Annotated in this window: 23 protein-coding genes and 1 pseudogene; 20 read left to right on the top strand and 4 right to left on the bottom strand. The window is 64.8% G+C overall.

The genetic code is table 11. The features are described from left to right. Positions 1 to 178: 178 nt before the first annotated feature. From XH83_RS27885 to XH83_RS27875, 3 genes are all read left to right on the top strand, one after another. Positions 179 to 3,523, top strand: coding sequence for a PAS-domain containing protein (locus XH83_RS27885; protein ID WP_246776339.1), 3,345 nt, complete (start codon positions 179 to 181; stop codon positions 3,521 to 3,523). A 40-nt stretch (positions 3,524 to 3,563) separates the two neighbouring features. Next, the gene (locus XH83_RS27880) at positions 3,564 to 4,655 is read left to right on the top strand and encodes a DUF2336 domain-containing protein (protein ID WP_194403840.1); all 1,092 of its coding nucleotides are present in this window, start codon (positions 3,564 to 3,566) and stop codon (positions 4,653 to 4,655) included. Between the two features lie 79 nt (positions 4,656 to 4,734). After that, entirely contained in the window at positions 4,735 to 5,583 is an 849-nt protein-coding gene (locus XH83_RS27875; RefSeq protein ID WP_194403839.1) for an SDR family oxidoreductase, read from the top strand. A gap of 10 nt (positions 5,584 to 5,593) precedes the next feature. Here XH83_RS27875 and XH83_RS27870 read toward each other — a convergent pair whose 3' ends face one another. Continuing rightward, positions 5,594 to 6,214: a hypothetical protein gene (locus XH83_RS27870; protein WP_194403838.1), complete on the bottom strand. Its 621-nt coding sequence runs from the start codon at positions 6,212 to 6,214 to the stop codon at positions 5,594 to 5,596. A 107-nt stretch (positions 6,215 to 6,321) separates the two neighbouring features. Between XH83_RS27870 and XH83_RS27865 the strand changes: the two genes are divergently transcribed. After that, positions 6,322 to 6,975, top strand: a complete 654-nt coding sequence (locus XH83_RS27865) for a TetR/AcrR family transcriptional regulator (RefSeq protein ID WP_246776338.1) — start codon at positions 6,322 to 6,324, stop codon at positions 6,973 to 6,975. Positions 6,976 to 7,212: 237 nt separating this feature from the next. Beyond that, positions 7,213 to 8,925, top strand: a complete 1,713-nt coding sequence (locus tag XH83_RS27860) for a sulfatase-like hydrolase/transferase (RefSeq protein WP_194403837.1) — start codon at positions 7,213 to 7,215, stop codon at positions 8,923 to 8,925. Between the two features lie 119 nt (positions 8,926 to 9,044). Here XH83_RS27860 and XH83_RS27855 read toward each other — a convergent pair whose 3' ends face one another. Both XH83_RS27855 and XH83_RS27850 read right to left on the bottom strand, forming a co-directional pair. Then, positions 9,045 to 10,604 carry a glycine betaine ABC transporter substrate-binding protein gene (locus XH83_RS27855; RefSeq protein WP_194403836.1) on the bottom strand — a complete coding sequence of 520 codons (1,560 nt, stop codon included), beginning with the start codon at positions 10,602 to 10,604 and terminating at the stop codon, positions 9,045 to 9,047. After that, positions 10,601 to 11,383 carry an ABC transporter ATP-binding protein gene (locus XH83_RS27850; protein WP_194403835.1) on the bottom strand — a complete coding sequence of 261 codons (783 nt, stop codon included), beginning with the start codon at positions 11,381 to 11,383 and terminating at the stop codon, positions 10,601 to 10,603. Before XH83_RS27850 ends, XH83_RS27855 begins: the two co-directional genes overlap by 4 nt. Positions 11,384 to 11,506: 123 nt before the next feature. Between XH83_RS27850 and XH83_RS27845 the strand changes: the two genes are divergently transcribed. From XH83_RS27845 to XH83_RS27820, 6 genes and pseudogenes are all read left to right on the top strand, one after another. Then, a complete protein-coding gene (locus XH83_RS27845) occupies positions 11,507 to 12,325 on the top strand; it encodes an ABC transporter ATP-binding protein (RefSeq protein WP_194403834.1) in 819 nt (272 codons plus the stop codon). Beyond that, the gene (locus XH83_RS27840) at positions 12,325 to 13,110 is read left to right on the top strand and encodes an ABC transporter permease (RefSeq protein ID WP_194403833.1); all 786 of its coding nucleotides are present in this window, start codon (positions 12,325 to 12,327) and stop codon (positions 13,108 to 13,110) included. The genes XH83_RS27845 and XH83_RS27840 overlap by 1 nt, the downstream gene beginning before the upstream one ends. A gap of 102 nt (positions 13,111 to 13,212) precedes the next feature. Continuing rightward, positions 13,213 to 13,749, top strand: coding sequence for a DUF305 domain-containing protein (locus XH83_RS27835; protein ID WP_194403832.1), 537 nt, complete (start codon positions 13,213 to 13,215; stop codon positions 13,747 to 13,749). A gap of 9 nt (positions 13,750 to 13,758) precedes the next feature. Continuing rightward, a pseudogene (locus XH83_RS27830) lies at positions 13,759 to 15,228 on the top strand (YncE family protein). A gap of 40 nt (positions 15,229 to 15,268) precedes the next feature. Then, positions 15,269 to 15,787 (top strand): sigma-70 family RNA polymerase sigma factor, encoded by a 519-nt coding sequence (locus XH83_RS27825; RefSeq protein WP_194403831.1) that lies wholly within the window; start codon positions 15,269 to 15,271, stop codon positions 15,785 to 15,787. Beyond that, positions 15,784 to 16,557 (top strand): anti-sigma factor, encoded by a 774-nt coding sequence (locus XH83_RS27820; protein ID WP_194403830.1) that lies wholly within the window; start codon positions 15,784 to 15,786, stop codon positions 16,555 to 16,557. The genes XH83_RS27825 and XH83_RS27820 overlap by 4 nt, the downstream gene beginning before the upstream one ends. 72 nt (positions 16,558 to 16,629) lie before the next feature. Here XH83_RS27820 and XH83_RS27815 read toward each other — a convergent pair whose 3' ends face one another. After that, complete coding sequence (locus tag XH83_RS27815) at positions 16,630 to 17,079, bottom strand: cupin domain-containing protein (protein WP_194403829.1); 450 nt, start codon at positions 17,077 to 17,079, stop codon at positions 16,630 to 16,632. Between the two features lie 137 nt (positions 17,080 to 17,216). Here XH83_RS27815 and XH83_RS27810 point away from each other — a divergent pair, with 137 nt between their 5' ends. From XH83_RS27810 to XH83_RS27770, 9 genes are all read left to right on the top strand, one after another. Next, complete coding sequence (locus XH83_RS27810) at positions 17,217 to 18,242, top strand: ABC transporter substrate-binding protein (protein ID WP_194403828.1); 1,026 nt, start codon at positions 17,217 to 17,219, stop codon at positions 18,240 to 18,242. A 29-nt stretch (positions 18,243 to 18,271) separates the two neighbouring features. Further along, entirely contained in the window at positions 18,272 to 18,976 is a 705-nt protein-coding gene (locus tag XH83_RS27805) for an NUDIX hydrolase (RefSeq protein WP_194403827.1), read from the top strand. 93 nt (positions 18,977 to 19,069) lie between these two features. Continuing rightward, the gene (locus tag XH83_RS27800; RefSeq protein WP_194403826.1) at positions 19,070 to 20,380 is read left to right on the top strand and encodes an ABC transporter substrate-binding protein; all 1,311 of its coding nucleotides are present in this window, start codon (positions 19,070 to 19,072) and stop codon (positions 20,378 to 20,380) included. Between the two features lie 15 nt (positions 20,381 to 20,395). After that, positions 20,396 to 21,166, top strand: a complete 771-nt coding sequence (locus tag XH83_RS27795) for an ABC transporter ATP-binding protein (protein ID WP_194403825.1) — start codon at positions 20,396 to 20,398, stop codon at positions 21,164 to 21,166. Beyond that, positions 21,166 to 21,870, top strand: coding sequence for an ABC transporter ATP-binding protein (locus tag XH83_RS27790; protein ID WP_194403824.1), 705 nt, complete (start codon positions 21,166 to 21,168; stop codon positions 21,868 to 21,870). The genes XH83_RS27795 and XH83_RS27790 overlap by 1 nt, the downstream gene beginning before the upstream one ends. 5 nt (positions 21,871 to 21,875) lie before the next feature. Beyond that, positions 21,876 to 22,757 (top strand): branched-chain amino acid ABC transporter permease, encoded by an 882-nt coding sequence (locus XH83_RS27785; protein ID WP_194403823.1) that lies wholly within the window; start codon positions 21,876 to 21,878, stop codon positions 22,755 to 22,757. Further along, complete coding sequence (locus XH83_RS27780; protein WP_194403822.1) at positions 22,754 to 23,773, top strand: branched-chain amino acid ABC transporter permease; 1,020 nt, start codon at positions 22,754 to 22,756, stop codon at positions 23,771 to 23,773. Before XH83_RS27785 ends, XH83_RS27780 begins: the two co-directional genes overlap by 4 nt. Beyond that, the gene (locus XH83_RS27775) at positions 23,733 to 24,683 is read left to right on the top strand and encodes a polyphosphate kinase 2 family protein (RefSeq protein WP_194403821.1); all 951 of its coding nucleotides are present in this window, start codon (positions 23,733 to 23,735) and stop codon (positions 24,681 to 24,683) included. The genes XH83_RS27780 and XH83_RS27775 overlap by 41 nt, the downstream gene beginning before the upstream one ends. A 5-nt stretch (positions 24,684 to 24,688) precedes the next feature. Beyond that, positions 24,689 to 24,838, top strand: a complete 150-nt coding sequence (locus XH83_RS27770) for a hypothetical protein (protein WP_194403820.1) — start codon at positions 24,689 to 24,691, stop codon at positions 24,836 to 24,838. Positions 24,839 to 25,082 lie beyond the last annotated feature (244 nt).

Genomic DNA, 25,082 nt, shown 5'->3' with positions numbered 1-25,082 from the left:
TCCAAGTGCCTACAATTCGCGGCTTTATTGCATAAAGCCCGAGAATCTACGGTGGTTGGTCGGAATTCGGCGATCAACGGAATCTTAGCATTGCGGAGCGACGGTGGACCGTCCGCTCCAACGAAAATGAGCAATGCTCGAAGCTTGGCGAAAATTGGCTCGATCGCCGGGATCGTCCGTGACGATCCTGGGTCTGCTGTTTTCGGCACTCATCGTTGCGTTGCTGCTCGTTGATTTCGGTACCCGCTATCGGGAAGCCATCGCATCGGCACAAACCGACGCGGCCAACCTCGCCGCCATTTTGGCCGAGCACGCCGCTCTGACCTTTGAAGACATCGATCGCGTGCTGCTGGAGGCCGAGGCGATCCGCAAGGAAAGTCTCTCCGGAAAATATGCCGGGCCGGGTGCGGCCAACGCGGCGTTGCGTCAACTTGCCAGGCGCTCTTCCATTCTCGTCGCGGTCGGCTGGACGGATGCTTCGGGAGAGGTCATCGCGCATTCCTACGATCACGCGCCGGCCCGCAGCAACATTTCCGAGATGTCGCACTTCATCGCTCACCGCGACAACGTTGCCAGCGGGCTGTTTGTTGCGCCTCCCTATCGTTCTGCCGTCAACAACAAATGGTTCAGCGCGGCCTCGCGCCGGCTCAACAATCCCGACGGAAGCTTTGCGGGAATCGTGACCGCACCGCTGGATCAATCGTACCTTCTGAAAATCTATCGCACGCTCGATCTCGGCGGTGACGGCTCCGTCGTTCTGCTCCACCGCAATGGGCGAATTCTGGCGCGGGTGCCGGAGCAGAAGGACGTCCTCGGTATGTCGGTTGCGGGCGGCCCGCTGTTTACCCGGTATCTGCCAGAGTCGGACGCTGGCTCCTATGAATTGACGAGCCCGGTCGACGGCATCGCCCGCGTCGCCGGTTACAAGGCAGTCAGTGGCCTGCCGCTCGTCATGGTCGTGACCTACGCCCGCAGCCACGTGTTGCAGCCATGGTACCGGCATCTCTACCTGTTCGGCCCGCTGGCCGCCGCGATCGTCGTCGTCATCCTGGTTGGCACATCGCTGCTGCAACGACAGACCTCCGCGCTTGCGGAGACGAATACGCGTTTCAACGCCGCGTTGAGCAACATGCCCCATGGGCTCAGCATGTTCGACGCGGACGAGAAGCTCCTGATCGCCAACAGCCGCTACCGCGAGATGTATGGGCTCACGGAAGCGCAGGTGCAGCGAGGCACCCCGCTCCGCAACATCGTCCGCGACTACAACACGGCAGAAGGCGTTCTGGATCTCGATGAATTCCTGGAGGGTGCAAAGCAGCGAGCGCCCCGGATCATCACGCTCGCCGATGGTCGCATCATCTCGATCCTGCGTACGCCGATGCAGAACGGCGGCTGGGTCGCGACGCATCAGGACATCACCGAGAAGCGGCGGGACGAGACGCTGCTGGCCGAACACGCCGCCGAGCTGAAGCTCATCAATACGCGCTTCGACGTCGCCATCAGCAACATGTCGCAGGGTCTGTGCCTGTTCGATGCGGACAAGAATCTCGTGATATCGAACGGCCGATATCAGCAGATGTATGATCTGCCTGACGAACTCGTCAGGCCCGGCACGCCACTGCAACGGATATTGCAGCACTATGCGGATCGCGGCGAAGCCGACCAGAACCTGACGGTGAATCAGCACCTCCAGAGGATGCCGAACCAGCGCCAGCAGGACTATCAACTGAAAAACAGTCGCCAGATCCTGATCCAGCGCAAGCCGCTGCCGGACGGCGGTTGGGTCGCGACGCATGAGGACGTCACCGAGCAGAGGCGCGGCGAGCAAATGCTGGCCGAGAAGGCCGCCGAACTGGAGGTCATCAACCTCCGCTTCGATGCCGCCCTCAACAACATGTCCCAGGGGCTTTGCCTGTTCGACGCCGATCAGAGGATCGTGGTCTCGAACGCCCGCTACGGGGAGATCTATCATCTCGGCAGCGACCAGATCAGGCCGGGCACCTCGCTGGCGCAGATCCTCGACTATCGCCGCGAGCAGGGCACCCATTTCGCCGACGTCGCACCGGATGTCTATCGCAAGCAGAACGTGAAGCTGCCGAGCGAAATTCGCGAGCTCACCGACGGACGGGTGGTCGCGATCGCGCGGCACATGATGCCCGGCGGCGGCTGGCTCACGACCCACGAGGACATCACGGACCGCGCGAAAAACGAGAAGCGGATCGCATTCCTGGCGCAGCACGACCTGCTTACGGGACTGGCGAACCGCGCCGTGTTCTCCGAGAAGCTCGACGAGGCGGCGCGGAGGCTCGAGCGGCACGGCTCGACATTCACCGTCCTGATGCTCGACCTCGACAGGTTCAAGGCCGTCAACGATACGCTCGGTCACGCCGCGGGCGACCAGCTTCTGGTCGAAGTGGCAAAGCGATTGCAGTCGTCGCTTCGGGATACCGACGTGCTGGCGCGCCTTGGCGGGGACGAATTCGCAATCATCCAGGAGAACGAGAAAAACCAGAGCGAAGGTGCGATTGGCCTCGCGCTACGGATCATCGGCCTGATCGAGCAGCCCTTCGATCTCGGCGGTAACAGGGTCAGCGTCGGGACCAGCGTCGGAATTGCGTTCGCGCCGGAGCATGGCTCGGATGCCGAAGCCCTGCTCAAGAAGGCCGACGTCGCGCTCTACGCGACCAAGTCGGCCGGTCGCAACGACTACCGCATCTTCCAGAGCGACATGACCGAATCCGCCGATACGAAGAAGTCGATGGAAGCCGAGCTGCGCGAGGCGATGGCGCGCGACGAATTCGAGTTGCACTATCAGCCGGTGGTCGATGCGAGGACCCGCGCGATGAGCGGAGTGGAAGCCTTCGTGCGCTGGCATCATCCGTCGAAGGGCGTGCTGGCGCCCGAACAGTTCCTCGGGACGGCCGCGTCGGCGGGGCTGGTGTTGCCTCTTGGAGAATGGATTCTGCGGCAGGCGTGTCTGGATGCCGCCGCCTGGCCGTCGCATGTCAGGATCGCCGTCAACGTCAGCGCCGCTCAGTTGCTCAAGGGCGACTTTTTCGACGTGGTGCTGTGCGCCCTGGTCGAGACCGGGCTGTCGCCCGAGCGGCTCGAGCTCGAGGTCCCCTCGGGCGCGGTGCTCGGCGGGAATCCGGCGGCACAGCTCCTCACGATGCGGCAGTTGAAGAATCTCGGGGTCTCGATCGTGCTTGACGATTGCGGCATGGGGTATTCGGCGGCCAGCTTTCTTCAGGGATTTCCGTTCGACAAGATCAAGATCGATCGGTCGATCGTGCACGGATGCACAACCCGAAGGGATTGTGCGGCCGCGGTCGCCTCAGCGATCGCCCTGGCCGACGGTCTCGACATCGCAACGGTCGCCAAGGGGGTCGAGAGCTGGGAGCAGTTCGAAAGCCTGCTCGCGACGGGCGTGGATTTCGTTCAGGGCTATCTGTTCGGGCGTCCCGTGCCCTGTTCCGACGTCGATTTCGACATGACGATTCCAGCGAAGCGGCACGTCGCCTGAACAGGCGGCCTCGAAGCATTCGGGATGAAGGCAGGCGGACATGCAGGACAGTCTGATCGATCAGCTCGAAGGCGCTCTGGCCAGCAAGGAGCTGTCCAAGCGCGCCGAAGTCCTGCGACACGTCACCGACCTCTTCGTGTTCGGCTCGGGCAAGTTCACGGGCGAGCAGATCGACCTGTTCGACGAGGTCATGAGCAAGCTCGTCGAGACGATCGAGAGCTCCGCTCGCGCCGCCTTCGGGAGCAGGCTGGCCAGGCTGCCCGATGCCCCCAGCAGGACGATCCGCCTGCTCGCGTTCGACGACGCCATCGACGTCGCCGCGGCGGTCCTGGAGCACTCGCCGCGCCTCGACGAGGCGGTCTTGGCGGAGAACGCACGGACCAAAAGCCAGGATCACCTGCTGGCCATCGCCGGACGCAGCCGGTTGAGCGAGCCCGTGACCGACGTTCTGCTCGAACGGGGCAACGACGAGGTCGCCGCGCGGACCGCCGGCAACAGCGGCGCAAGATTCTCGACCGAGGGAATGTCCACGCTCGTCAGGAGGGCGCGGGACGACGGCGCGCTCGCGATGTGCATCTGGTCTCGTCCGGATATCCCGCGCGAGACCCTGCTGAAATTGTTCGGACAGGCCTCCGAGCTGGTGAGGCGCAAGCTCGAGACGGCCGATCCTCGCCGGGCTGCGCAGATCCGTGGCGCAGTCTTGCAGGCCTCCGATGAGCTTCAGACGACGGCGCGGGCGGGGTCCGGCGAGCATGCCGAGGCGCTGGCCGATGTTCGCGCGATGCATTCGCGGGGAATGCTCGACGAGGCGCGCTTGCTGGGTTTCGTCGAGGAACGCTCCTTCGACAGAACCGCGGTCGCGCTGTCGCTGATGTGTGATCTGCCCATCGGGGTGATCGAGCGTGCGCTGGCCGGCGGCGAGCCTGAACAGCTTCTCATTCTCGCGCGAGCCGTTGGGCTATCCTGGGAAACCACCAAGGCGATGCTGAGATTTCAGGGCGGCCCCGATGACGTCACGCGCGAGCGGTCGGATGCGTGCTTTGCGAGCTTCGTGCGGCTGAAGCCGAGCACCGCGAAGGCCGCGCTCCAGTTCTACCGGCTTCGCGAGCGGGCCAAGCAAGGCCTTTCCTAGGTCCGCGCGGAAGCGCGGACAGGCATTGCGCACCGGCGCCTTCCTCCTACATGATCGCGGGAACCTGAGGGAGGGGACCATGCGATCTGTCGTCGTCACCGGCGCGTCCACCGGCATCGGCTGGGCTACTGCAAAATTCCTGATCGGGCGCGGCTATCGCGTCTTCGGCAGCGTCCGCAAGCAGGTCGATGCCGATCGGCTGACGGCCGAGTTCGGCACCAATTTCTCACCTCTGTTGTTCGACGTCACCGACGAAGCCGCCGTCCTTGCTGCCGCGCGGACGGTCCGCGAGGCGCTGGGCGGCGAGACGTTGGCTGGCCTGGTCAACAATGCCGGTGTCGCGGTCGCCGGCCCCGTGCTCGAATTGTCGGCCGACGATTTTCGCCGCCAGATGGACATCAACGTGATCGGTCCCGTCATCGCGACGCAGGCGTTCGGGCCGCTGCTCGGCGCCGACCCCTCGCTGAAGGGGCCGAAAGGGCGGATCGTGATGATCAGCTCGGTCGCGGGCAAGAACGGCAATCCGCTGTCGGCGCCTTATTGCACCTCCAAGCATGCCATCGAAGGCCTTTCCGAAAGTCTGCGCCGCGAATTGATGCTGTTCGGCATCGACGTCATCATCGTCGCCCCTGGCGCGGTGAAGACGCCGATCTGGAGCAAGGCCGAGGAGATCGATCTCTCCGTCTACCAGAACTCGCCCTATCTGCCGGCGCTGAACAAGGTCATGGCCTTCATGATGGACCTTGGCGCCAAGGGCCTGCCGGCCGAGCGGATCGCCGAGATCGTGTTCGAGGCGCTCACCGCGGCGAGCCCGAAGGTGCGCTATCAGATCACCCCTGACCCGATGCGGCATCTGATCGCGAGCGTGCTGCCGAAGCGGACGCTCGATCGCATCATCGCCAAGCGGCTCGGATTCCTGCCGCAGTAAGATGGGCGCTTCAGCCCGCCGCGACGGTCTTCCCGCGCGGATGGCCGGCCATCGCGATCATGCGCAGCGCCATCACGATCAGGAGCGGAATGAGGAATGCGGCATAGAGCGGCATCGCCGGCACGCGCTTGCCGAACGAGACCATGAACTGGAGCCAGAGATAATAACCGCCGGCAAGATGCAGTGTCCGCCAGGCGCGCGGCCCGATCAGCGCGGCGGTGCGGTCGAATGAGGTCGCGCTCATGGCAATGATCACGGCATAGCCGATGCCGCCAAAGATGTAGGAGACGGGCGAGGTGGCCGCCGCGAAGTCGACCGGGTCCAGGTTGGCGAAGAGGATGATAGCGGCCGCATGGATCGCGTGGGAAGCGGCAAAGCTCAGGCCGAGATAGCGGCGGTTGCGGCGCTGCCAGCGCGTCCAGCCATTGGGCCACAGCCGCGCCAGCGCTGCGGCGCTGAAGGCGAGGCAGAACAGCAGCAGCGAGCTGCGCGCCGTGAAACGGATCACCATCCGCACGCCCTCGACCTCGAACTGCCGCATCGAGGCGATCCACACGCTGAGGACCACCAGGCTGAGGGCGAGGGCGGCCAGCAGCCGCCAGCCTTCGAGCCAATCTTGACGTTGCGACATGTGACATCCCTCCGTTATGTAATCACTGATTACATTTCGATGCTGCGCATTGGTCAACGGTGTAATCGCTGCTTACATTCACGTTCGGGTGATGCTAGGAAGTGCCCATGCCCGCCCGTCAACCGTCCAAGCCGCCTGCCCGCCGCCCCAGAGGCCAGGCCCGGCCGTATCACCATGGCGACCTCCGCCGCGTCCTGATTGATGCTGCGCTGCAGCTTGCGGCCGAAGGAGCGGAGGTCTCGGTCCGCGAGGCCGCCCGCCGGGCCGCGGTGTCGCCGGGTGCGCCGTTCCGGCACTTTCCGAATCGCGACGCCCTGATGGCGGCCGTGGCCGAGGAGGCGCAGCGGCGTTTTCGTGCGGAGATCGACGCGGCCCTGAGCGCGGCCCCGGCGGCCGCGCCGCTCGCCCGTTTCCACGCCTTCGGCCTTGCCTACCTGCACTGGGCCATGCGCAATCCCGCCCATTTCGAGATCATCTCCACTGGACGTTACTTCGTCCATGGCAGCTCCGCGGAACTGACGCGTGACAATGCCGAGCTGATCGCGCTGACCGAGGGGATCCTGGCTGACGCGGCGGAGCAGGGCCTGCTGCGCTCGGCGGACCTCAAGCGCATTCAGGTCGCCGGCCGCGCCCTGGTTTACGGTTTTGCCAGGATGAATCTCGACGGCCACTTTCCGCGCTGGGGCGTCGAGGCCGGTGAGATCGAGCGGATGGCGGAGGGCGTGCTGGATCTGTTCATCGCCGGCATCGCGAAATCCTGACGCCGCGGGCAACCGCCGCCGGTCTCTCCTCACCATGCGGGTCGGGCAGCGCTGACGCCTCGTCGCCCACCAGGATTAAGCGCCGGTCGGATCACGACACGCGTTGCCTGTCCTTGACCGTTCCGTTACAGTTTTATGACATGGTGCAGGCTTCCGGCTGCGCCGGAGGCCCTGGTCGTTTCGGGCCGGCCAGACGGCTTGGCATCACCGCACCGGACCAGAGTTTGCGTGTCCTCGATGGCGTCCGCGCCCAATCCAGGTCCTTCTGCCACCACCGCCGTGCTGGCGAGCGTCGCCGCGCTCGGCATCTGGCGGCTGCTCGCCGTTGCCGCGCCGCATCTGGCCGCGCTCGCGCTGATGTACCAGACCGAGACCGATTTCGGCTCGCGCCTCTCCTTCGCGCTGGCCTGGGGCATCCTCAACTTCTTCTGGATCGCATTGCTGCGCCGGCCGGCGCTCTCGGGCGCGCTGTCGCTGACCATGGTGGTCGTGCTGGTGCTGCTGTCGCGGCTGAAGCACGACGTCGTGCAGATGACGGTCAACTTCATCGACCTGATGATGATCGACCGCGACACCGTCGCCTTCCTGTTCACGATCTTCCCGAATTTGCGCTGGTCGGTGATCCTGGCCGGCTTCGTCACGCTGCCGCTGATGTATGCGCTGTGGTGGCTCGATCCGTTCCGCATCCGCCGCCTGCCCGCGCTCGCCTGCAAGCTGGCCTGTCTCGCCGCACTGGTCGGTTATTCGCTCTATCATCCTGACGAGGCCTGGCGCGGCTATTACGACGACGGCTATCTGTCGAAGTTCTTCCGCTCCGGCGTCAGCTCGGTCTCCGATTTCGTGCAATACGGCTTCATGGAATCGGCCGCCGCGAGCAATGAGCGGCTCAACATGCCGCTGGTCGATTCCTGCCATCCCGCGGGCCGCCGGCCGAACATCATCATGATCCATGATGAATCGAGCTTCGACATCCGCGCCGCCGCCGGCATCAAGGTGCCGCAGGGCTATGGCAGCCACTTCAAATCCTGGGACGGCAAGCAGCGCACGTTCCTCGCCGAAAGCAATGGCGGGCCGAGCTGGTTCACCGAATACAACGTGCTCGCGGGACTCTCCTCGCGTTCGTTCGGCCGCTTCGCTTATTTCGTGACACGCATCGCTTCAAACCGCGTCGAGCGCGGCCTGCCGCTGGCGCTGCGCCGCTGCGGCTACGACACGATGTCGCTCTATCCTGCCTATGGCGGCTTCATGGCGGCGCGCAGTTTCCAGATGACGACCGGCGTCGAACGCTTCCTCGACTCCAAGGATCTCGGCGCCAAGGATGTCGAGCCCGACAGCTTCTTCTACGGCAAGGCGCTCCAGCTGATGGGCCAGCAGCCGCCGAACAAGCCGCTGTTCACCTTCATCTATCTCGGCGCCAATCATTTCCCCTGGGAGACGCGCTTCCGTCCCGACCTGCTGCCGAACTGGCGCGCGCCGGGCAACGTAGCGTCCATTGACGAATATCTGCGCCGGCAGGCGATGAGCGCCGAGCAGCACAAGGCGTTCGTCGCGGGGCTGAAGAAGACATTCCCCGGCGAGCCCTTCCTGATCGTGCGATACGGCGATCATCAGCCGGAGTTCGCGCCCGGGATCCTCGAGCCCGGGCTCGACGAGGGCGCCATCGGCAAGAGGCTCGACGCCTACGATCCGCGCCTCTATGCGACCTATTACGCGATCGATGCCGTCAATTTCGAGCCGGTGAAAAGTGATGCCGTGATGGACACGATCGACGGCCCCTATCTGCCGCTGGTCATCCAGGAGGCCGCGGGCATCCCGCTCGACCCGTCCTTTGCCGAGCAGAAGGAGATCATGCTCCGCTGCAAGGGCGTCTTCTACGCCTGCAGGGACGGCGCCGAAGCGCGGCGGCTGAACCGCCTCTTGATCGACGCGGGAATGATCCGGGGGCTGTAGCGCCGATAGCTACGTGCGTAGGGTGGGCAAAGCGGAAGCGTGCCCACTACCTGTCGCGCGTTATCCAAAGACGCGGGCACGGTGCTTACGCGCCTTTGCCCGCCCTACAAACCCCCACCCTATCGCCGGCCTACTTTCTCCCACAACCACTTCGCCACCGCATCCGGCGACGAGTTCGCGTCGTTGCCGCTGGCGCGCAGGTTTGCTTCGCGCATGGTGGCGATATCGATCTTGCCGAGCAGCGGTTGCAGCGCCGCCTTGAGCCGCTCATCCCCCGCGCGCTTCGGCGCGAGCAGCAGGATCGCATCGTAGGGCGGGATCGCGCGCTTGGGGTCGTCGAGCGCGACGAGGTCGTATTTCGCGATCAGGCCGTCGCTGGTGTAGCCGGCGATGACGTCGACCTCGCCGCTGGCCACCGCCGCATACATGAAGTCCGGCTGCATCTGGCGCTGGGCGCGGAACGAAAGGCCATAGGCTTTCTGCAGTGCCGCCCATTCGGGGCGCGAGAAGAATTCGTAATCGCCGGCGATCGACAGCGTCGGCGCATGGGCCGCGAGATCGGCGACGGTGCGGACGCCGAGCGCCTCGGCGCGCTTCTTCGGCATCACCAGCGCATAGGCATTCTCGAAGCCGAGCTCGCCGAGCAGCGTGATGTTGTCCTTTGCCAGCGCCGTCTTCAGCTCCGCGATCAGCTCGGCGCGCGGCTTGATGTCGGTGCGATGCAGCTGGTTGGCCCACAGCGTGCCGGAATAATCGACACAGAGATCGATGTCGCCGGCCTTCAATGCCCCAAAGATCACGCTGGAGCCGAGGCCCGAGCGCGCCGTGGCCGAGAGGCCCGCCGCCTGCAGCCGATCCCGCATCAACGCCGACAGCACATATTGCTCGGCGAAGGTTTTTGCACCGACGACGTAGCCTTGCGGCGAGCGGCCCATGGTCGGCACCAGCGTTGCCGCAACCAGCGCCGCGATACCGGAGGCGCCGAGCACGGTGCGAGCGCGGCTTCGCTGGCGCAGGCCGACCTCGATCAGGCCGAGCAACTGATCGACGGCGAGCGCGAGCAGGGCGGAGGCAAAGCAGCCGAACAGCACGAGCACCCAGTTCTGGGTCTGCAATCCCGCAAAGATGTAATTACCGAGACTGGTCTGCCCGATCGGCGTCGACAGCGTCGCCGTGCCGATCACCCACACCGCGGCGGTGCGGATGCCCGCCATCATCACCGGCAGGGCCAGCGGCAGCTCGACCATGATCAGCGACTGCCGCGCGGTCATGCCGACGCCCTTGGCGGCCTCGATCAGCGCGGGATCGATGCCGTTGAGCCCGGTGATGCCGTTGCGCAGCACCGGGAGCATCGAATAGAGCGCCAGCGCCAGCATCGCGGGTAGGAAGCCGAACGCCGAAAAGGACACGCCGAACCAGGCCAGCGTCACGGATGCCGCCAGCAGCAGCAGCGGATAGAACAGCGCGAGCAGCGCCAGGCCCGGCACGGTCTGCACGATGCTGGCGATTGCGAGCAGGATGGCGCGCGGCGCCGGGCGGTTGCGCGTCAGGATGGCCAGCGGCAGGCTGACGGCGAGTCCAAGAGCGAGCGCGGCGAGACTGACCCGCACATGGTTGCCGAGATAATCGGGCAGATGCCCCAGCGCCTCGCCCCAGCGTGGATCGGCAAGCAAGCTCATGCCGCGCCGCCCTGCGGCAGCAGCGCGTTCAGCCGCTCGACCTGGCGGCGCGGCGTGCGCAACAGCTCCAGCACGTAAGCGTCGCTGCTCCGCGACAGTTCGGCGGGAGTGCCCTGGGCGAGCAGCTTCCCCTCTCGCATCACCGCGATGCGGTCGGCGAGCAGGATCGCCTCCGTCATGTCGTGGGTGATCATCACCGTGGTCAGGCCGAGCTTGCGATGCAGCGAGCGATAATCGTCGCCGAGCGCGTCGCGGGTGAGGGGATCGAGCGCGCCGAACGGCTCGTCCATCAGCATGATGCGGGGCCTCGCCGCAAGCGCCCGCGCGACCCCGACGCGCTGGCGCTGGCCGCCGGAGAGCGCCTCCGGCAGGCGGTCGCGATGCGCATCGCGCTCGAGCTGCACCAGCTCCAGCAGCTCGTCGACCCGCGCGGCGACCGCCGAAGCCGGCTCGCCCAGCAGCTTTGGCGTGATCCCGATATTGTCGGCGACGCTCAAATGCGGAAACAGCCCGCCGCTCTGGAAGACGTAGCCGATCCGCCGCCGCAGCGCGACCGGGTCGACGTTTTGCACGTCCTCGCCGCCGACCGTGATGGTGCCGCCCTCGGCCTCGATCAGCCGGTTGGCGAGCCGCAGCAGCGTCGTCTTGCCGGAGCCCGAGCCGCCGACGATGGCCAGAAATTCGCCCTCGGCGACGTCGAGCGAGACGTCGTCGACAGCCCTCAGCGGGCCGAACCGCTTGGTCACGTGGGCGTAGCTGATGGTCGGCTTGGAAGGCATTCGACGCAGCTCATTCTTCCTTCCCCTCCCTTGGAGGGCACGGCATGCCTAGCACGCTTGGCGGCGTGATTGAACTTGCGCGCGCGAGCGGCTAAGGCATCAAGCGAAATCCGGAGGAAGCATATGTCGACGCCCACGGCGGTGGCGCTGGAAGATGCCAAGGTCGCGTTCCGGCTCGGGGACGGGCGGGTCTATACGGCGGTGGAAAAGGCCCATCTCACGGTGGCGCAGGGCGAGTTCGTGGCCATTGTCGGCCCCACGGGCTGCGGCAAATCCACGCTGCTCAACGTCGCGGCCGGGCTGCTGAAGCCGGCCGCCGGCAGCGTCAGGATTTTCGACCAGCCGCTCGCGGGGCTGAACCGGGATGCCGGTTACCTGTTCCAGGCCGATGCGCTGTTCCCCTGGAAGACCGCGCTCGACAATGTCGCGATCGGGCTCGAGATCAAGGGCACGCCACGGGCCGAAGCGCTGCCGCGTGCGCAGCAATGGCTGACCTCCGTCGGCCTTGGCGCCTTCGCGGGCCGCTATCCGCACATGCTCTCTGGCGGCCAGCGCAAGCGCGTGGCGCTCGCACAGGTGCTGATCCGCGATCCCAAGATCCTCTTGATGGACGAGCCGTTCGGGCCGCTCGATGCACAGACCCGCCAGGTGATGGGAAATCTGCTGCTCGATCTGTGGAACGCCGACCGCAAGGCGGTGCTGTTCGTGACCCACGATCTGGAAGAAGCCATCGCGCTCGCCGACCGCGTCGTGATCATGTCGGCTGGTCCGTCCTCGCGCATCATCGGCGACTGGCGCGTCGGCTTGGCCCGCCCGCGCGACATCTTCGAGGTGCGGCTGGACAAGGAGTTCCACGAGCTGCATCGCGAGATCTGGAGCGTGCTCAAGGACGAGGTGATGAAGGGCTACGCGCAATCCACGCAAGCGGCGGAGGCGGTCTGATGTCGCGCCCGACGCTGTTCGCGCTGCAGGTCCTGGTCGCGGTCGTCTGCATCGTGCTGTGGCAGGTGCTGTCGACCGTCCCGGTGTTCGGCAAGGTCCTGCTGCCGCCGTTCTTCTTCTCCAACCCGCTCGACGTCTTCAGCCAGATCGTAAAGTGGTTCGCCTCCGGCGTGATCTGGAAGCATCTCGCCATCACGCTGACGGAATCGATCCTCGCCTTCGTGATCGGATCGGCTGGCGGCGTATTGATCGGCTTCTGGTTCGCGCGCCAGCCGCTGGTGGCCGCGGTGTTCGACCCCTACGTCAAGATGGTCAACGCGCTGCCGCGCGTCGTGTTGGCGCCGATCTTCGCGCTGTGGCTCGGCCTCGGCATCTGGTCCAAGGTCGCGCTCGGCGTGACGCTGGTGTTCTTCATCGTGTTCTTCAACGTCTATCAGGGCGTCAAGGAGGTCAGCCGCACCGTGCTCGACAACGGCCGCATGCTCGGCATGAGCGAGCGGCAGTTGATGCAGCACGTCTATTGGCCCTCGGCGCTGTCCTGGATGTTCTCCTCGCTGCACACCTCGGTTGGCTTCGCCGTGGTCGGCGCGGTCGTCGGCGAATATCTGGGATCGGCGGCGGGCCTTGGCTATCTCATCCAGCAGGCCGAAGGCGTGTTCGACGTCGCCGGCGTGTTCGCCGGCATGTTCGTGCTGTCGGCCTTCGTCATCCTGATCGACTTCGGGGTGACGCTGGTCGAGCGGCGCCTGCTGGTGTGGCGGCCGACCGTGGACGGGCGCGGCTAGGCCGCCGCCCCCGACGGCTGACATTTATGTGATCGACCGGCCGGAATAGAACGCGCGCCCACGCGTCAAACCCCCATGCAACCACCTGCATGGGAGTTCAGGATGCCCCCCTCACAGTTTCGCCCCGCGGTAGCGGCGCGTGCAGGCAGATGTCGATGGCCGAGGCTCGGGCTCGGCACAGCGTTCCTTGCCGCGCGCATTCTCGTCGCTTTCGCGCTTCCTCCAATCGTCTTCGCGCACGAGACCCATCCGAACCCGCCTGCTGCGCCGAGCACGGAAGAGAGCGCCTTCCTGCAAGAGAACGATGCCGCCATGGCCAGGATGATGAACGACATGGCGGTCAAACCGACCGGCGACATCGATCGCGACTTTGTCGCGATGATGAGCCCGCATCATCAGGGCGCCATCGACATGGCCGTGATCGAGCTGCGGTACGGTAAGAACGAGCAGCTTCGGCGCATCGCTCAGGAAATCATCGTCGACCAGATGCAGGAGATCGCTGCCATGAAGCTCGCCATCGGCGAGCCGGCGACCGACACCACGCCTGCTCCGACCCAGCCGCAATCCGTTCCCATCGCAACTGTTCATCATCATCATCCTGTGATGCAGATGGACATGTCCACTGGAATGAAGAAGTAGGAGCGGCAGATGACCAAGTCTCGAAGCCATATGATGAGGACCATTTTCCTGGCGGCCACCATGCTCGCCACCGGCTCCGTCGCATGAGCGGGGCAGGCGCCTGGCGCGCTGTCCTCCCCCGACATTCCGATTAGTCATCACGATCGGGTCTACGCGGCTGAGCAGTTCTCGAACACGGTTTCGGTCACCGACCCTGCCGACAACAAACTGCTTGGCGTAATCCGGCTTGGTGACCCGCAGCCCGGCAATTTCAGCCCGCTCTACAAGGGGCAGGTGCTCGTGCACGGCATGGGTTTCTCGCCCGATCACAAGACGCTGGCCGTAGTGTCGATCGGCTCGAACTCAGTGAGCTTCATCGACACTGCGACCAACGCGGTCAAGCACGTGACCTATGTCGGGCGGTCGCCACACGAGGCGTTCTTTACACCCGACGGCAAGGAGGTCTGGGTTACCGTCCGCGGCGAGAATTACATCTCCGTCATCGATCCAACGAGCTTCAAGGAGAAGACCCGCATCACGACGCCGAACGGGCCGGGGATGCAGATATTCTCACCTGACGGCAAATACGGCTACATCTGCTCGTCCTTCAATCCCGAGACCGATGTCGTCTCAGTCGTCGAGCACAAGATCATCGCTACGGTGAAGCAAGAAAGTCCGTTCTGTCCGAACATTGCGGCGACGCCCGATGGAGATCAGGTGTGGTTCACGCTGAAGGACGTCGGCCGGACACAAGTGTTCAACGCAAGGCCACCGTTCAATGCAATCAAGACGATCGACACCGGGCCGATCACCAATCACGTCAACTTCGCGCACACCGCCAAAGGCACGTTCGCCTATGTCACCGTCGGCGGCTTGAACGAATTGAAGGTGTTCCGCACCGACGACTTCTCGCAAGTCGCCACGATCCCGGTCGGCAATCTGCCGCACGGCGTGTGGCCGTCCGGCGACGGCACGCGCATCTATGTGGGGCTGGAGAACGCCGACGCGCTCGCGGCCATCGACACCGCGACCAACAAAGTGGTTGGGAACGTTCCGATCGGCCAGGCGCCGCAAGCGATCGCCTATGTTCCGAATGCTGCGCCTGACCCGGATGACCGCCAGAACCTGCAGGCGCTCGGCGTGGCTGGCCAGGTGGCTCATCTGGCGCTCGCGTCGATAGGCGGCACAAAGCACGGTAAGGCGCCGACCACGGTCTCGCTCTTCGATCAAGGCCTGATCCAGATCCTGCAGGCTTCAGTGACGGGACTTCAGCCCAAGCGGAAATATGTGTTGGCGCTTGCGGAGCGTAGTGACGGGGGCGGCCCATTGCAGCCGCTGGCAGCCTTCATGACCAATCCGGCGGGATCCGCTATCGTCAACGCGGCCGGTCCGATCCGGCAGATCGTCGACCAGTCTGCCGCGGCCGCAAAGCGCTATTTGGTGATCGCGTCCGGCGACGCGGCGATGCCGGGCGAGGCGGTCCAGATCGAGGCTCAATGATTCCGGTTCGAACGCCAATCGCGAGATGGCGGAGCGCTTGATGAAGGACATGCTGGTTCAAGTCGAGCCGCTAATCCCTGCGCTCCGCCGCTATGCCCGCGCGCTCACGCGCGAACGCGCCGCGGCCGACGATCTGGTTCAGGATTGCCTGGAGCGCGCCGTCAGCCGCTGGCACCAGCGGCGCGACGGCAGCGTGCGCGCCTGGCTGTTCACCATCCTTCACAACCTGGCTGTCACTCAGTTTCGCCAGGCGACAGCGCGGGGCAGGCATATGCCGATCGACGATGCGGGCGAGCGGGAACTTGTCAGCGCGGCGGAGCAAGAGCACAGGCTGATCTATCAGGACGTCCTTGGCAAGCTTGCGAAACTCCCGGAGGAGCAGCGGGCCGTGTTGTTGCTGGTCGCAGTCGAGGATCTCTCCTACGCGGATGCGGCAGTGGTGCTGAACATCCCGATCGGGACCGTGATGTCGCGCCTGTCGCGTGCGCGGGAGAGGCTGCAGCAGGAGATGGATGGCACTGCGGCGGGAAATGTCGTGGCCTTGCGGAGCGTGAAATGAACCATCGGCCGATCACCGAGGATGACCTCCACGCCTATGTGGACCAGGCGCTCGAGCCCGAGCGTCGCGCGGAGGTCGCATCCTACCTGAACGATCATCCGGATGTTGCTGCGCGCGTTGCCGCCTTCGCTACCCAGCGCGAGCAGCTGCGCGGCGCGCTTGCGCCGATCGCCGACGAGCCGTTGCCGGCAGAATTGAACTTGTCGCGCATCATCGAGAGCCGAAGACGGCGTCCCCTGCGAACGTGGGGAGCGATCGCTGCGATGTTGCTCCTCGGTATCGGCGGTCTCGGCGGGTGGACCATGCGCAGCGTGTTGCAGGAGGGTTCCAACGGACTGTCTGCGCTGGCGCGGGAAGCAGCCTATTCTTATGGCGTCTACGCACCGGACCGCGTGCGTCCGGTCGAGATTCGCGCCTCCGAGAGTGCGGAGCTCACGCGATGGGTCTCGACTCGGCTGAAGCAGCCGGTGAAGGTGCCGGACCTCTCTGTCTCGGGCTACAGGCTGATGGGGGGGCGCCTGGTTGCGACGTCCCATGGCCCGGCCGCGATGTTCATGTACGATGACGATCGCGGGGATCGCCTCGTTGTACTGACGCGCCCGATGAGCAACCGCAACCTGGACACGCCGATGATGCCGCAATCGACCGGCGATGTCGCGGGCTTCGTGTGGGCGGATGGCGGCATGGGTTACACGCTCGTTGGCCAGCTTCCGGGGGAGACTCTCAAGCCGATCGCGAACGAGATTCGGAAGCAGGCGCGCCCGATCTAGCGCGGGAATTGACCAAGCGGGTCCGCGCAGCGGCGCGAGCCCGAGCATTCGCCCCGCGCCGATCGAGGGGTCTCAATCCAGCAGCTTGGTATCATCAGGCGCCTGCGGCGGCGTCTTGATCGCGATCGCCTTGACCTGTCCCGAGATCGGCTTGGTGCCGCCGTGCGGCGTGCCCTTCGGGATGATGACGAGGTCGCCCGGCTTGACCGTCACTTCCTTGTCGCCGAGCCAGATCGTCCCGGTCCCGTCCAGGATGTACTGGATCTCGTTGGTGTTGGGGTGCATGTGCTTGGGCACGTTGCCGACCTGGATCGAGATCGTGGCGCCGTCGGCGCTCGCGAACATTTTCGAGCGGTAGCCGACGGCGTTGGCGGGGCCGAGCGCGTCGCCTTCCGTCTCGCCGGTGTGGATGATCTGCGCGGTGATGTTTTCCGCGGCCAGCGCCGGCCGGAGCAGTTGGTTCGCGCCGCATCCGGCGGCAAAGGCGGCGGCCAGCGCGAGCCCGGCAGTGAAGCGATTCATGGATGATCCTCCCCATCAGGAATTGTTCTTGTGCGTCCATGCTATTGCGCCGAAAGGCCGATGGCCAGAGCCTTAAGGCGCGCTTCTCAAGCCGGTCCTGCTGCTCTATGGTGCCGCCGGCCGAACGGAGGAAACCAATGAAGAACACGATTGCCAGGCTCGCCGGCGCGCTGCTCGCGCTGACGCTCACCACCGGATTTGCCGCGGCGCAAAGCAAGGTCACCATCGCGGTCGGCGGCGGCTCCTGCCTGTGCTATCTGCCGACGGTGCTGGCCAAGCAGCTCGGCGAATACGAGAAGGCCGGCCTCAATGTCGAGCTCGTGGACCTCAAGGGCGGCTCGGACGCGCTCAAGGCCGTGCTCGGCGGCAGCGCCGACGTGGTCTCCGGCTATTTCGACCATTGCGTCAATCTGGCCGCCAAGAAGCAGGAGCTGCAGTCCTTCGTGGTCTATGACCGCTATCCCGGCCTCGTGCTGGTAGTCGCGCCCTCGCGCACCAACGACATCAAGTCGGTCAAGGATCTCGCCGGCAAGAAGGTCGGCGTCAGCGCGCCCGGCTCCTCCACCGACTTCTTCCTGAAATACATGCTCAAGAAGAACGGTGTCGATCCCACCAGCGCCGCCGTGATCGGCGTCGGTCTCGGCGCCACCGCGGTCGCCGCGATGGAGCAGGGCCAGATCGACGCGGCCGTGATGCTCGACCCCTCCGTCACCGTCCTCCAGGGCAGCCACAAGGATCTGCGCATCCTCTCCGACACCCGCACGCAGAAGGACACGCTCGAGACTTTCGGCGGCGAATATCCGGGCGGCGCGCTGTACTCGACGGCGGCCTGGGTTGCCAAGCACGAGAAGGAGACGCAGGCGCTCACCGACGCGATCCTCGCCACGCTCGCCTGGATCCATTCGCACTCCCCCGAGGAGATCATGGCGAAGATGCCGGAGGAGACGGTCGGCAAGAACAAGGACCTCTATCTCGCCGCGCTGAAGAACACGATCCCGATGTACTCGGAGACCGGCAAGATGGACCCGAAGGGCGCCGACGCCGTGCTCTCGGTGTTCAGCGTCGGCTCGCCCGAGGTCGCCAATGCCAAGATCGATGTCGGCAAGACCTTCACCAACAAGTTCGTCGAGCAGGCCAAGAAGACCACGGGGAATGCCAAATAGCTGACGCGAAGATGAGGTAGCCGTCGCTCATGACGTCGCCGATCATTCATCGCGTCACCACGCTCGATCTTGCCGTGCGGCCGATCGTCTGGCCGTTCGCGGAGGAATGGCGCGACGAGATCGCGGCGCATTTCGCCGAAAAGCAGCGCGAGCGGCCAAAGATCTGGAACGGCCGCGTCCTGCTCGGGCGCGATCCCGTGTTCGCGGACGGCTGTTTCGCTGCGACCTATTTCGAGACCGATTTCGCCAGCTTCCTCGCCTGGCGTGACTGGGGCTTTCCTGGGCCTGCCGTGTTCAACGGTTTTGGCATGGGCGCGCTGCGCAGCGCCGACGGCGCCTTCGTCATGGGTGAGATGGCGCCGCACACCGCCAATGCGGGCCGTATCTATTTCCCCTCGGGCACGCCCGATCTCGACGACGTCAGGGGTGACACGCTGGACATTCCCGGCAGCGTCGTCCGCGAGCTCGAGGAAGAGACCGGCCTCACCGCGGCGGACTTTCGGGCCGAGCCGGACTGGCACTGCATCGTCAGTGGCCCTGCGATTGCGATGATGCAGGTACTCAACCTGGATATGTCCGGCGAGGAGGCGCGCGCCCGCATCGAAGCCAACCTCGCCAGCGAGGACGAGCCCGAATTGTCGGCCATTCATCTCGTGCGCGGGATGAGTGATCTCAGGCCGACCATGCCGCGATTTGTCACGGCCTTTGTCGAGCAGCAGTTCGCCTCGCGCTGATGCGCAAGACTTGACATCCCTGCGCTCTGCCCATGTGATGGGGGCAAGCAAGATCAAGACGAATGCAATGCACAATCGTCCAGGGAGGTTTTGATGCGCCTGCGCATGGCTGCCCGGTTGCTACATGGGCTGGTGGTCGCGATAGCAGCGACGGGCTTGGCGGCGTCCGCCCAGGCCCAGGACAAGAAGATCAAGATCGGCGTCGTCTTTGATTTGACCGGGCCTCTGGCCGGCGGCGGCTCCGAGCTCAATTATGTCGGCGCGAAGATCATCCTCGACCATTTCGCCAAGACCGGCGTGGAGGGCTACAAGATCGAGGCGGTCTATGCCGACGCGCAGAGCAAGCCCGACATCGCCATCAACGAATCCGTCCGCCTGCTCGAGCAGGAGAAGGTCGACATGGTACTCGGCTTCTTCTCCTCGGCCCAATGCGTGCCGGTGGCCGCCCGCGTCGAGCAGCTCAAGAAGTTCATGTGGATGACGACCTGCATCTCGTCGGCCGTGTTCAACGAGAAAGGCTACAAATACGTGTTCCGCCCGCAGGCGAGCGGCGACCAGTTCGGCATGATGACGATGGATTTCATCGCGCAGAACGCCAAGGAGAAGCTCGGCAAGGAACCGAAGGATTTGCGCGTCGCCATCATCCACGAGGACGGCGCCTATGGCGTCGACGTCTCCAAGGGCAACGAGGCCGGCGCGAAGAAGGCCGGCTTCAACGTCGTGCTCAAAGAGGGCTATTCGGCGACCGCGCCCGATCTGTCCCCGCTGGTGACCAAGCTGAAGCGCGCCAAGCCCGACGTCATCTTCCACACCGGCTACAATCCGGACATCACCCTGCTGCTGCGCCAGGCCCGCGAGCAGGGGCTGAAGTTCGGTGCGCTGATGGGCCATGGCGCCGGCTATGGCGTCTATGAGAAGCTGAAGGAAGGCATGGGGGCCGACGCCGCCTATATCTTCAACACCGACCCGATCTCGATCTGGCTGGCCAACCAGAAGACCATGGATCCGAAGCTCCCGCCCGTCATCAAGATGGTCGGCGAGGAGTTCGACAAGATCAAGCCCGGCGTCGCCATCCGCTCCGCCCATGTCGGCATCGGTGCCTCCAACACTTATGTGTTCATGGCGGATGTGCTGCCGCGGGCGATCAAGAAATATGGCGGCGTCGATCCCGAGGCGCTGCGCAAGGCGGCGCTCGACACCGACATCCCCGAAGGCGGCACCATGCTCGGCTTCGGCGTGAAGTTCTACGGCGAGGGCACGCCGATGGCCGGGCAGAACGAGCGCTCGTTCCCTGTCGTGATCCAGTATCTCGACGACAAGTCTCACGTGGTGTGGCCGAAGAGCCAGGCGCAGCGCGACGCCGTGCTGCCGCTGCCGAAGGGCACCACCTACAGCAACCAGTAGCAGCGGAGGGCTTTGGTGCTGGAAGTCAGCGGATTGGTGAAGCGGTTCGGCGGCTTCACCGCCGTCAACAACGTGTCGTTTCGGGTCGATCAGGGCGAGATTCTCGGCCTGATCGGCCCCAACGGCTCGGGCAAGAGCACGATCTTCAACATGCTCTCCGGCACGCTGGCGCCGACCTCGGGCTCGATCATGTTTGCCGGGCATGAGATCGCGGGCCTTGCGCCGCACCGGATCATCAACAGCGGCGTCGGCCGCACCTTCCAGATTCCGCGCCCCTTTCGCCGCCTGACCATTTTCGAGAACGTCGCGCTCGCCGGTTTCTACGGCCAGGGCCGACATAGCCGCGTCAAGGCGGAAGAGGCAGCCGAGCGATCCCTCGCGATGGTCGGCCTGCCGACCGATCGCCACGCCAGCGTCGATGGTCTCGGCGCCGCCGGCCTGAAGAAGCTCGAGCTCGCCAAGGCGCTCGCCACGGCGCCTAAGCTGCTGCTGGCCGATGAAAGCCTCGGCGGCCTCGACGAGGCCGAGATGGATCAGGCCGCCGACATGCTGCGCAACATCCGCGACGAGCTCGGCATCACCATCATCTGGGTCGAGCACATCATGGGCGTGCTGATGCGCGTCGTCGATCGCGTCATGGTGCTCGACCACGGCGAGAAGATCTCGGAAGGCCTGCCGAGTGCGGTAGCGGGCGATCCGCGCGTCATCGAGGTCTATCTCGGCACCGATGCCGAGACCACGCAGGCCGCGGCCGCCGAAGCGCGCCGCCGCGCGGGAGGCGCGTGATGCTGGAGCTCCGCGGCGTCAATGCCGGCTATGGCACCTTCCAGGCGCTGTTCGACGTCAATCTCGACGTCAAGGCCGGCGAAGCCGTCGGCGTCATCGGCCCCAACGGCGCCGGCAAGACCACCTTGATGCGCGTCATCTCCGGCCTGATCCGCCCCGCGCGCGGCTCGATCCGGATGGAGGGCACGGACGTCGTGGCGACGCCACCGCACAAGATCGTCAGCCTCGGCATTGCGCATGTGCCGGAGAACCGGCGGCTGTTTCCGCAGCTCTCGGTGGACGACAATCTCAAGATGGGTGCCTTCATGAAGGAGGCGCGGGGCCATTATGCCGAGCGGCTCGAGGTCGTGTTCGACCTGTTCCCGCGCCTGAAGGAGCGGCGCCACCAGATGGCCGGCACCATGTCCGGCGGCGAGCAGCAGATGTGCGCGATCGGCCGCGCGCTGATGTCCAATCCGAAGCTGCTGCTGCTGGACGAGCCGTCGGCGGGCCTTGCGCCCGTCGTGGTGCAGCAGGTGTTCGAGCTGGTGAAGCGGATCCGCAGCCGCGGGCTGACCGTGCTGATCGTCGAGCAGAACGTGCAGCAGGTGCTGAAAGTGGTCGACCGCGCCTATCTGATCGAGGCCGGCACGATCAGGGCGTCCGGCACCTCGGCCGAGATGCTGGCGAGCGACACGGTCAAGGAAGCTTATCTGGGGGTGTGAGGCTGATGCAGGCGTTCCTGGACATTTTCGACATCTATTTGCTGGAGGCCGTGATCAACGGCATCCTGCTCGGCGGCGTGCTGGCGCTGCTGGCGCTCGGGCTCAATTTGATCTTCGGCGTCATCGACGTGACCTGGATCTGCTACGCCGAGCTCGTGATGATCGGCATGTATGCCATGTACTTCATGGTGCAGGTCTACGGCCTCAGCTATTTCGTCGCAGCGCCTCTCACCGTTGTCCTGGTCGCGCTGCTCGGCGCAGCGCTGCATTACCTCGTGATCGCGCCGCTCTTGACCGCGCCGCCGATCAACCAGCTGCTTGCGACCGGCGGGGTTCTGTTCGTGCTGCAGAGCTTTGCCACCGTCGCCTTCGGCATCGACTTCCGCAACCTCGGCATCCGCCTGCCGGTGCTTGCCTTCGGCGACATGAATTTCAGTTATGCCCGGCTGCTGTCGTTCCTGGCGGCGCTGGTCGGCATGGTCGCGGTCTATCTGTTCATGACGCGCACCTTCACCGGCACCGCGATCCGCGCCATCTCGCAGGACCGCCAGATCATGGCGCTGATGGGCGTCGACACCAAGAGAATCTATCTCATCACCTCCGCACTCGGCGGCGCGCTGGCCGGGCTCGCCGCCTGCCTTCTGGTGCTGCAATATGACGTGCACCCCTTCGTCGGGCTGTCGTTTGGGCCGATCACCTTCCTGATCTGCGTGCTCGGGGGCCTCGGCAATTTCATCGGCGGCTTCATCGCCGCCTTCGTGTTCGCCGAGATCATCTCGCTCGGTGGCCTGTTCTCCGACCTCGAATGGGGCTACGTGCTCGCCTTCGCCTTTTTCATCGTCATGATGTTCATCCGGCCCGCGGGCCTCCTGGCGAGGCGCCGATGATGGGGCAGGGGAGGCTTGCAGCCTGGGGCATTGGGCTCGCGGCACTGGTCGCGCTGCCCTTCGTCTATCGCGACCCCTATCATCTGCACATCCTGGTGCTGATCCTGATCTGGTCGTTCGCCTACACCTCCTGGTCGATGATGGGGCGGTTCGGCCTCGTCTCGCTCGGCCATGGCGGCTTCATGGGGATCGGCGCCTATGTCACCGCGCTGCTCTGGAATCATCTCGGCCTGTCGCCCTGGATTGGCATTCCCATCGGCATGGTCGCGGCCGGCGCGCTGGCGCTGATCGTCGGTTATCCCTGCTTCCGCTTCCGCATCACCGGCCACTATTTCGTGCTGGTGACGCTGGCGCTGTCGGGCATCGTGCTCCAGGTCATCACCGCGACACGCGACTATACCGGCGGCTCGCTCGGCTACACGCCGAACCGCGCATCCGGCAACAAGCTGTGGGCGCTGCAGTTCGACGACAAGACGACCTGGTATCTGATCGCGCTCGGGGTCTGGCTCTTCGGCATCGTGGTCTGGCACTGGGTCGACCGCAGCATGGCCCGCTATGCGCTTGAGGCGATCTCGGAGGACGAGGACGCGGCGGCGGCCGCCGGCGTCGACGTGACCGCGGAGAAGCTGAAGATCACGCTGCTGAGCGCGCTGATGACGGCGCTCGCGGGCGCGATCTACTGCCAGTACCAGATGTTCATCACCCCCGACACCGTCAGCGGCATCGCAGTGTCTCTGCAGATGGTGTTCGCGGCCATCGTCGGCGGCCTGTTCGTCTCGCTCGGCCCGACCTTCGGCGCCATCATCACCATTCTGCTGGCCGAGACCCTGCGCATCGGCTTCGGCACCAAGGCCGTCGGCTGGGACAATCTCGTCTACGGCGTGCTGCTCGTGCTCTTCATCATATTCCTTCCCAAGGGCATCCTTGGTAGCTTGCTCGACCGACTGAAGCCGCAACGCAAGGTGCCCCGCGCTCATGAGCAAGAAGCCGTCCAAATCGCCCGCCCAGGAACTTGACCGCTACATCACGCCATTCCGCTATGACGGTTCGGGCAAGTTTCATCTCAAGGATCACAAGACCAGCGAGAAGGGCGATCTCGACAAGGAGACGGCGCAGGCGCTTCTCGACGTCAACAAGAAACGGCTGGTCGAGTTTCAGGAGAAGCTCTACGCCCAGGACCGCTGGTCGCTCCTGATCGTGTTCCAGGCCATGGACGCCGGCGGCAAGGACAGCGCCATCAAGGCGATCTTCGAGGGCATCAATCCGCAGGGCTGCGAGGTCCACGCCTTCAAGGCGCCGAGCAGCAAGGAGCTTGATCACGACTTCCTCTGGCGCCATGTGATCGCGCTGCCCGAACGCGGTCATATCGGCATCTTCAACCGCTCCCATTACGAGGAATGCCTGGTGACGCGCGTGCACCCGGAGCTTCTCGCCAAGGAGAAGCTGCCGCAGAAGTTGCCGACCAAGAACATCTGGAAGGAGCGGTTCGAGGACATCTCGGCATGGGAACGCTATCTCTGCCGCAACGGCACCGTGGTGCTGAAGTTCTTCCTCAACGTGTCCAAGGACGAGCAGCGCGAGCGCTTCCTCGACCGGCTGGAGGACCCGGCCAAGCAGTGGAAATTCTCGATGGACGACATCAAGGAGCGCGCGCTGTGGCCGCGTTACCAGGCGGTCTATCAGGACATCGTCCGGCACACCGCGACGGCCCATGCGCCGTGGTATGTCGTGCCGGCCGATCACAAATGGTTCGCGCGCGTCGTGATCGGCTCCGTGATCAATGCGACGCTCGAAAAACTCGACCTGCGCTTCCCCCGCGCCGACAAGGCCTCGCTGAAGGAGTTCGACGCGGTGCGCATGGCGCTGGAGAAGGAAGACAAGAGGAGCCAGGCGAAGAAATCGCGAAAACAACCCCATGCACAGTAGACGGCGTGAACAAAATCAATGGCTTGCCGATCGTTGAAGAGGCAGTTCGATTTATACGAAATGGAGTTGCTGCGTCGGGCAAAACAGGCGCTGTTCCGATCATTCCCGGAACCGGCGTGCTCAATTGTGATCTCTCGCCGATTGATCCCGCTTGACAGTCTTGTGGCACAGGAGGACCATGCCGCCGGTCGCAAACAAGCGACACGCAACGTCCACCTCATGAGCAAGGGGAGGTCTATGACACCACCTCCGCAAATCCAGCCGCGTTAAGTGCGATGGAGCTCGTTCGGACTATCGCATAGCGGCAGAAACCGCGAACGGCACGCCGGGTCAAGGTTTAGCGGGCTGCATCAGTAAGGCAGAGCCCCTACCTTCCCGGCGCTGTATTTTGGTCGCCGA

It is taken from the genome of Bradyrhizobium sp. CCBAU 53351, from assembly GCF_015291745.1.
Lineage (GTDB): Bacteria > Pseudomonadota > Alphaproteobacteria > Rhizobiales > Xanthobacteraceae > Bradyrhizobium.
The sequence above is the reverse complement of the archived record's forward strand: the minus strand, read 5'-3'. Positions and strand labels throughout refer to the sequence as shown.